At 74.3% G+C, this 6,439-nt stretch carries 5 protein-coding genes and 2 pseudogenes; 1 reads left to right on the top strand and 6 read right to left on the bottom strand.

Features of this window, described 5'->3' with window-relative positions; translation table 11 throughout:
• Window positions 1-407: pseudogene (locus tag IF19_RS1000000138570) on the bottom strand (prepilin peptidase); the annotation flags it as partial.
• A gap of 159 nt (window positions 408-566) precedes the next feature.
• Here IF19_RS1000000138570 and IF19_RS0133135 point away from each other — a divergent pair.
• Window positions 567-977 (top strand): annotated as a pseudogene (locus tag IF19_RS0133135) (DUF192 domain-containing protein); the annotation flags it as partial.
• Between the two features lie 298 nt (window positions 978-1,275).
• On the opposite strand, the gene IF19_RS0133130 reads toward IF19_RS0133135, so the two are convergent.
• The 5 genes from IF19_RS0133130 to cas7e all read right to left on the bottom strand — a co-directional run bounded on the left by IF19_RS0133130 (window position 1,276) and on the right by cas7e (window position 6,419).
• Window positions 1,276-2,574, bottom strand: a complete 1,299-nt coding sequence (locus IF19_RS0133130; RefSeq protein WP_030278088.1) for a glycosyltransferase family 39 protein — start codon at window positions 2,572-2,574, stop codon at window positions 1,276-1,278.
• Window positions 2,575-2,824: 250 nt separating this feature from the next.
• Window positions 2,825-3,418, bottom strand: a complete 594-nt coding sequence (locus IF19_RS0133125; protein WP_030115286.1) for a hypothetical protein — start codon at window positions 3,416-3,418, stop codon at window positions 2,825-2,827.
• Window positions 3,419-3,754: 336 nt separating this feature from the next.
• Window positions 3,755-4,420 carry a type I-E CRISPR-associated protein Cas6/Cse3/CasE gene (gene cas6e, locus IF19_RS0133120; protein ID WP_030115285.1) on the bottom strand — a complete coding sequence of 222 codons (666 nt, stop codon included), beginning with the start codon at window positions 4,418-4,420 and terminating at the stop codon, window positions 3,755-3,757.
• On the bottom strand, window positions 4,417-5,241 hold the full coding sequence (cas5e, locus tag IF19_RS0133115) for a type I-E CRISPR-associated protein Cas5/CasD (RefSeq protein ID WP_030115284.1): 825 nt from the start codon (window positions 5,239-5,241) through the stop codon (window positions 4,417-4,419). Before cas5e ends, cas6e begins: the two co-directional genes overlap by 4 nt.
• A complete protein-coding gene (cas7e, locus tag IF19_RS0133110) occupies window positions 5,238-6,419 on the bottom strand; it encodes a type I-E CRISPR-associated protein Cas7/Cse4/CasC (protein WP_030115283.1) in 1,182 nt (393 codons plus the stop codon). The genes cas5e and cas7e overlap by 4 nt, the downstream gene beginning before the upstream one ends.
• Window positions 6,420-6,439: the final 20 nt, after the last annotated feature.

Here is a 6,439-nt window from a genome sequence, read left to right as displayed (position 1 = left end):
GCGGTGGGGCGGGGGGCGGCTTCCCTGGCGGTGTCCGGGGCGGCTTCCCGACCGACGTCGGGGGCTGCTTCGGTGGGGCTGGGGGTGGCTTGCGGGGCGGTTGCGGCTGCGGTGGGGCTGAGGTCGGCTTCCGGGGCGGCTGCGGTGGCGCTGGGGCCCGCCTCAGCCTCCTCCGGCCGTACGGGGGTCTCCGCCGCCGGGGTCGCGGGCGCCCCGGGCTCGGCGCAGGGGGCGCAGCGGGGCGGGCCGAGCCAGCCGCGTACCGGACCGGCGAGGGGGTGGCCCGCCGGGCACGCCGTACGCCACGGCTCCTCCGGCTCGACCGCGAACCGGTAGGCGGCGCGCGGGATCAGCAGTCCGGTGACGGCACCCCAGACCGCGGCGACGACGAGCAGCACGGCGTCCACGGCCCGACCCTAACGGGCGGCGGGAGCAGGGGTCTTGGGCCCGGGGGCCCAGAGCGGCAGGGCAGGTGCGTCCGGCGGATCGGGATCAGGTGGGCCCCAGGGCCCGAGCGCCGCCGTTCGGGGCCCGTACGGCGGTGCCGGGGTCTACGGTCGGTGCCCATGAGGACATGGCGCGATGGCGACGGCACGCTCACGGTCGGCACGGACTCCGGGGGCGGGGACGCGGCCCCGGCGGGCGGGGCCGGGGAAGTGCCGCTGCGCATCGCGGCCTCGTACCGGGCCCGTACCCGGGGGTTGCTCGGGCGGGACGGGATCGCGGGGGCGTTGATGCTCACCCCGTGCGGGAGCGTGCACACCTTCGGCATGCGGTTCGCGATCGATGTGGCGTACCTGGACCGGAGGTTCCGGGTCCTGGCGGTCACCACGATGAGGCCCGGCCGCCTCGGACTCCCCCGCCTGCGGGCCCGGCACGTGCTGGAGGCGGAGGCGGGGGCGATGGAACGGTGGGGGGTGCGCCGGGGCGTACGGGTGGAGCTGACCCCGGCACAGGCTCCCGCAGCCGGGACGCCGGAGGCCACCGGGGCTGCTGAGGCAGCCGGGACGCCGAAGGCCGCCGGGGCTGCTGAGGCAGCCGGGGCGCCGGGGGCCTCCGGGGCAGCCGGGGCGTCTGGGGCACACGGAGCGCCGGGGACCACCGAGGCGTCCGGGGCGTCCGGGACCTCTGGGGCCGCGTAGGAGCAAGGGCGCTGCGGGCGCCGGGGCCGCGGAGGAGCAGCGGCGCTGCGGGCGCCCGGGGCTGCGCCGTGGCGGGTTCGCCCGTCGCCGTCACCGTCGCGGCCGGGGCCGTACTGCGGGAAGGCCCGGGGGCTTACGGCGGGCCCGCGCCCAGGAGGGTCCAGGCTCCGTAGGCCGCCGACGCGCAGGCCAGGGCGGTGAGCACGGCGGCCGTGCGTCCCGTCGTCCGCAGCCCCGCGAGAGCGGCGGCGGGCGGGAGCAGCAGCGGGAAGGCGGGCATCATCAGGCGCGGCCGGGAGCCGAAGTATCCGGCGCCGATCAGCGAGATGACGACGATCGCGACCGCGTAGACGAGGACGGGGAGCGGCTGCCGCTGCCGTACGCACAGCGCCACCAGCCACCCGAGCAGCCCGAGCGCCGCGCACAGGCCGAGGGCGGCGGGCCACGGGAGGCCGGCGATGAAGGTGGCGAGCGCGACGCCGCCGTCGATGTTGTTGCCCCACTGTGCCTGGACCTCGAAGTACGCGAAGGGGCCGCCCTCCCGTACCGCCACGAACACCACGTACGCCAGCCAGCCCAGCGGCGCGAGCGCCACGCCGGCGAGCATCCGGGCGTGCCGCCGTGGCAGCGGGCCCGCGCGGCCCGCCCCCGCCTCTCCCCGCTGCTCCCGGTACCCCCGCAGAAGGGTGGCGGCGGCGGTGATCGCCAGGGCGGCGATGAGCGCGGCCGCCGTGGGCCGGGTCAGACCGGCCAGCACGCATAGCGCGCCCGCCACGATCCAGCGGCCGGTGAGGACGGCGTACAGCGCCCAGGCGGCGAGCGCGGTGAACAGGGTCTCGGTGTACGCCATCGACTGCACGAACGCCGTCGGGTAGACGCCCCAGAGCGCGGCCAGCACGATCCCCGTACGCCGTCCGCGCAGCCGCGCCCCCACGGCGTAGATGCCCCAGGCGGCGAGCAGACCGGCCGTCCAGGCGACGAGGAGGCCGGCGCCGCCGAGGGTGAGGGGGGTCACGGCGGAGATGCCGCGTTCCAGGGCGGGGAGGAGGGGGAAGAACGCCAGGTCGGGGTGGACGGAGCCGTTCGGGAGGGTGACGGTGTAGCCGTAGCCGTTCTCGGCGATGCGCTGGTACCAGACGGAGTCCCAGCGTCCGCTGAGCGGCCCCAGCGGGTCCTTCCCGGCGACGGACGCGGCGACCCAGAAGACCAGGAGGCCCAGCGCCCGCACGGCGGCGTAGATCCCGAGGGCGGGCGCGGCGGACCGGAACGCGGCGGCGGCCCGGGGCCCGAGGGCGCGGAGGCCGGACGCGCGACGGCCGGGTGCCGGGGCGGTGGGCGTGGGGGCGGTCGGCTTCGGAGCAGCGGGCTCCGGAGCGGGGTGCGTCGGAGCGGGGGGCGTCGGCGTCCGGGGGCGGAGCTGGTGGTCGGACATATGGCCGATTATGACGTTGCCGGCAGGCCGGGCCCGCCACGGCGTCCCGGTGAGGACGCTGCCTGCGGACGGAATCCCCCACGACGTCCCGGCCATGACGCTGCCGTCAGGCGGAGTCCCCCACGGCATCCGGGTCACGAGGTCGCCGCCGGACCGCATCCGCCACGGCGTCCGGGCGAGGACCGGAACCCCAGAACTCCCCGCCCCGTTCATCGGCGGCCGGGCCGCGCCCGGTACCCGCTCCCCCGGCTCAGACCCCGAGCACCGCGTTCCCGAACACCTTCCACGGGGACACGTCCACCGCGTCCATCACCGCGAGCTGCGGGTGGCGGGCGGCGGTCTCGTCCCGTACGGCGACGGTGTCGGGCCAGACGTCGAGGGGCGCGGCGCCCTCGATGACGACGCTGTCCCAGTCGGTGGCGGCCGTGGCGCCGGTGCGGTCCACGACGAAGCCGATGCAGAGGACGGAGGCCCGGCCGACGGTGCGCCGTATGGCGCTCACCGCGTGTTCCCGCTCCGGGCCGGGCAGCTCGCCCACGGAGAAGTCGAGGGCGACGACTCCGGGCCGGGCCCGCCGGACGCGTACCAGGAGGTCGGGGCCGGCGTCGGACCACAGCCGGAACCCGATCTCGGGCAGACGCCGGAGCCCGGCGACATCCAGCAACTGCTCGCGGGTGACGGGGGAACGGGACCCCGGGGACGCCGAGTCGAGGCTGACGAGCACGGCGCGGCCGGTCACCGGATGCGCCGGGCGCAACCCCTCGGCCTCCAGGTCGCCCAGGAGCGTCCGGACGTCCGGCCGGGACCAGCCCAGGTGGTACGAGTAGAAGAATCCGGCACCCATCGACGCCCACCCCACCCCATCGCTCGGCATCGCGGCGGCGGCACGATCGGCGGCCCCCGGCACATCCGAGCGTACTGAGCGCGGACCGCGGCGGCGTGGGCCCACGGACCCACAAGCGCCCCGGACGACCACCCTCCTCGGCCCGCCGCACCCGCCGCGTGGACACGACGGCGGGCCGTTCACGGTGCGGCTGAACGCAGTGAAGGACACCGCCGCCGCACGGAGCCCGGACGCGTGCGCGGGATCGGCCACGGTGACGGAGTGCGGGTGGCAGCCCAGTCGTACGTGTGCCGCTCCCGCAGGCGGATCAGAGGCGACGGCTCGGCCCCGACGAACTCACCTGGCGGGAGCGAGAGTGAGGAGGCCGCATCCGTACGCTTTGCCCCGCCCGATGCCCGAAGCGAGCCTCTCCCGCAGCAGTTCGGCATCGAGGACTCTGGCCGCCCCGTCGAACCGCACCCGGGCTTGCTGGATCACCCGCTTCGCGGCGGGCCCCTGCGGGCCCTGGTTGCCTCGCACGGCGGTGAGCGGGTCGGCGTCGACGTGCAGCGGCTCCAACCCGCCGGCGCGGGCCTGGCGTTCCCACCACTCCACTGCGGCGTTGCCGCTCAACGCCACGACGGGCGGTAGACCGTACGCCTTCCGGGAGGCCTCCCCCGGCTTGCGCACAGGGTTCGCCACACAGCGGTAGTTGACGACCATTCCCTTGCACAGGTGCGACAACAGGGCGTCGAGGGAGCGGGTTTCGACGCTTCCGTAGGCGGCCGGCAGGCGGGAGGGGTCGGGCTCGGTGCGGCTCTGCAGCAGGATCTGCGGCCCCCGTGGAGTCTCCTCGGCGCGGAACAGGACTCCGAACGCGGCCCGGGCCGGGCCTTCGACCCCGTCGGGGAACATCTGCAGCACGCGCCGGTGCAGGCGGATGCCCTCGTCGGCGCCGCCGAGGTCCCTTCGGGCATCACGAGAGCTGGGCGAGGGCACGATGCGGGTCAGCCACAGGGTCATGGGGCGCTCCTCTCCGGCGCGACGCAGCAGGTGTCGATGTAGGCGCGGAGCTTCTCCAGGTAGCCGGTACCGAAGCCTCCGTACGCCGCCTCCGGCAACCGCACGGCACGTCGGTAGAGCGGCCGGGTCCGGTACTGGCGCTCCAGCGGTGCGAAGGACAGCGGTTCGTCGGTGACTTCACCACTCCGGTGATCGCCGTCGCCCTGGTGGGGCGCGTCGGAGTCCACGGGGAGCACTCCGAGCGGTCGGTCACTGTAGAAGTCGATCGGCCGCGGGCCGCCGTGCGGCCGCTTCGCCGCCAGCGGCAGTCGTACCAGGTGGTGCAGCGGGTCTTCCACGGCCCCCAGCAGGACCGGGCCCTCCGGCGGGCACGACCGGCGGCCGAGGAAGAGCGGCCAGTACGGGTCGCGCAGGGCGGCGGCGCACACATGGAGCAGATCGGCGTCGTCGGAGGTGAGCGCGAGAGTGAAGGACGCGTCGGCCAGGTAATGACGCTTGGAGGCCAGCGTGCCCGTCTCCTCGGACCTGCGTTTCCCGCTTGCGGTGATCACCTTCTCATCGGCGGGCAGCCCGCCGCCCACGGTGTGGTAGTCGGAAAGGACGACGCCGGGACGGTCGACGCGTACGGTCATGGACAGCGCCGTGAGGTCGTCCAGCGCCGCACCCCGCTCCCGGCCGAGTCCCGAGGCCAGCATGCCCACGACGCCGGATCGCGTGGGGAATCGGGCCGTGTCACGCCACAGGTACTTGCTGTGGGTCCCCCAGGACTGGAGCGGCCCTGCCAGACGCAGCAGCAGCCCGCGCGCGTGCTTCCCGGTCACTGAGGGGCCTCGGCGAGCGCCACGGCGACGGCGGCGGCGACGAGCGCTTCGAAGGACGGGCGGCGCTCTCCGAGATGTTCCAGTTTGTCGAAGTGGAGGGAGGCGTGCGCGGCGTGCAGGACGCGGCCTGAGCCGAGGAGCGTGTTGGCGGCATGGGAGTAGGCGTCGATGCCTTCCACCGAGCGCGCGACGTAGCCGCCGTGCTGAGCCGACCGTACGGGCTCCTCGAAGGCCGCGGCGAACGACAGCGGGCGGTCGGACCGGACCGCCACATGGACCAGGTGCGGGAGCGAGTGCGGAGCGGTCGAGTTCTTCTTGGCCTGCGGCAGTGACTCGATGAAGGAGAGCAGGAACTGCCCGGCGAGTTCGCGCGCGGCGTCGACGGCGATCTCGCTGTCGTCGCTGAGGTTCTTGGTCAGTTCCTTGAGGTCGACCGTGGCGAACCGGTACAGGGTGCCGGTGCTGAACTCGGCGGTGCCCATGTGGCCGCTGCCCGTTTCGTCGTTCCGCGCCGCGGTGACGTCGTCGACGGCGGCGAAGTAGTCGAGTTCGACCTCGGTGGTGTGCGTGGTGAAGGCGTGCGCGACCTGGACGGCGCCGTCGACATCGGCCTGGTCGATCTCGGCCAGCATGCGGCCGAAGAGGTTGATGACACCGTTCCTCTTGATGAGGATCCTGTCGATCTTTCCCTTCAGAGCGCTCTCGGGCTTGTCCTTCGCCTTCTCCTTGCCGGTGAAGTCGACCGTGATCGCGTCCTTGTGGGCTTCGGCGATGTCCGCCAGCTCCTCGACCGCGTCCTCGGGGAGGTAGACGAGGGCGTTGGTCAGGACCTTGTTCGTGATCGGCTGCTTGTCCTTCCCTTTGGCCACCTCCCACTTGATGCTGCTTCCCGCCGCGACGTGTGCGCCGGCACGGTCGGCGAGCTCCTTGTCCCACCCGCGGCCCCGGAGGACTTCGGCGACCCGCTCTCCGATGCGGCGCGTGCGCAGCGCGCTGTCACCGAGCGCGTCCTGGAAGTGCTCGCGGATGGCCCGTTTCCAGGACTGGCTGGAGATGCGGGTGCGCAGCGCGTCGCCGTAGAGCATGGTCTTCACCGAGTTGGTGTCGTCCCGGTTCAGGTTCGCGTACGGAATCGGCTGGACGACATGGATGTCGATGAAGCGGGGCGTGCGGTCCATCTGAAGTCTCCTGCGGGTGA

It is taken from the genome of Streptomyces californicus (genome assembly GCF_000717645.1).
Lineage (GTDB): Bacteria > Actinomycetota > Actinomycetes > Streptomycetales > Streptomycetaceae > Streptomyces > Streptomyces californicus.
The sequence above is the reverse complement of the archived record's forward strand: the minus strand, read 5'-3'. Positions and strand labels throughout refer to the sequence as shown.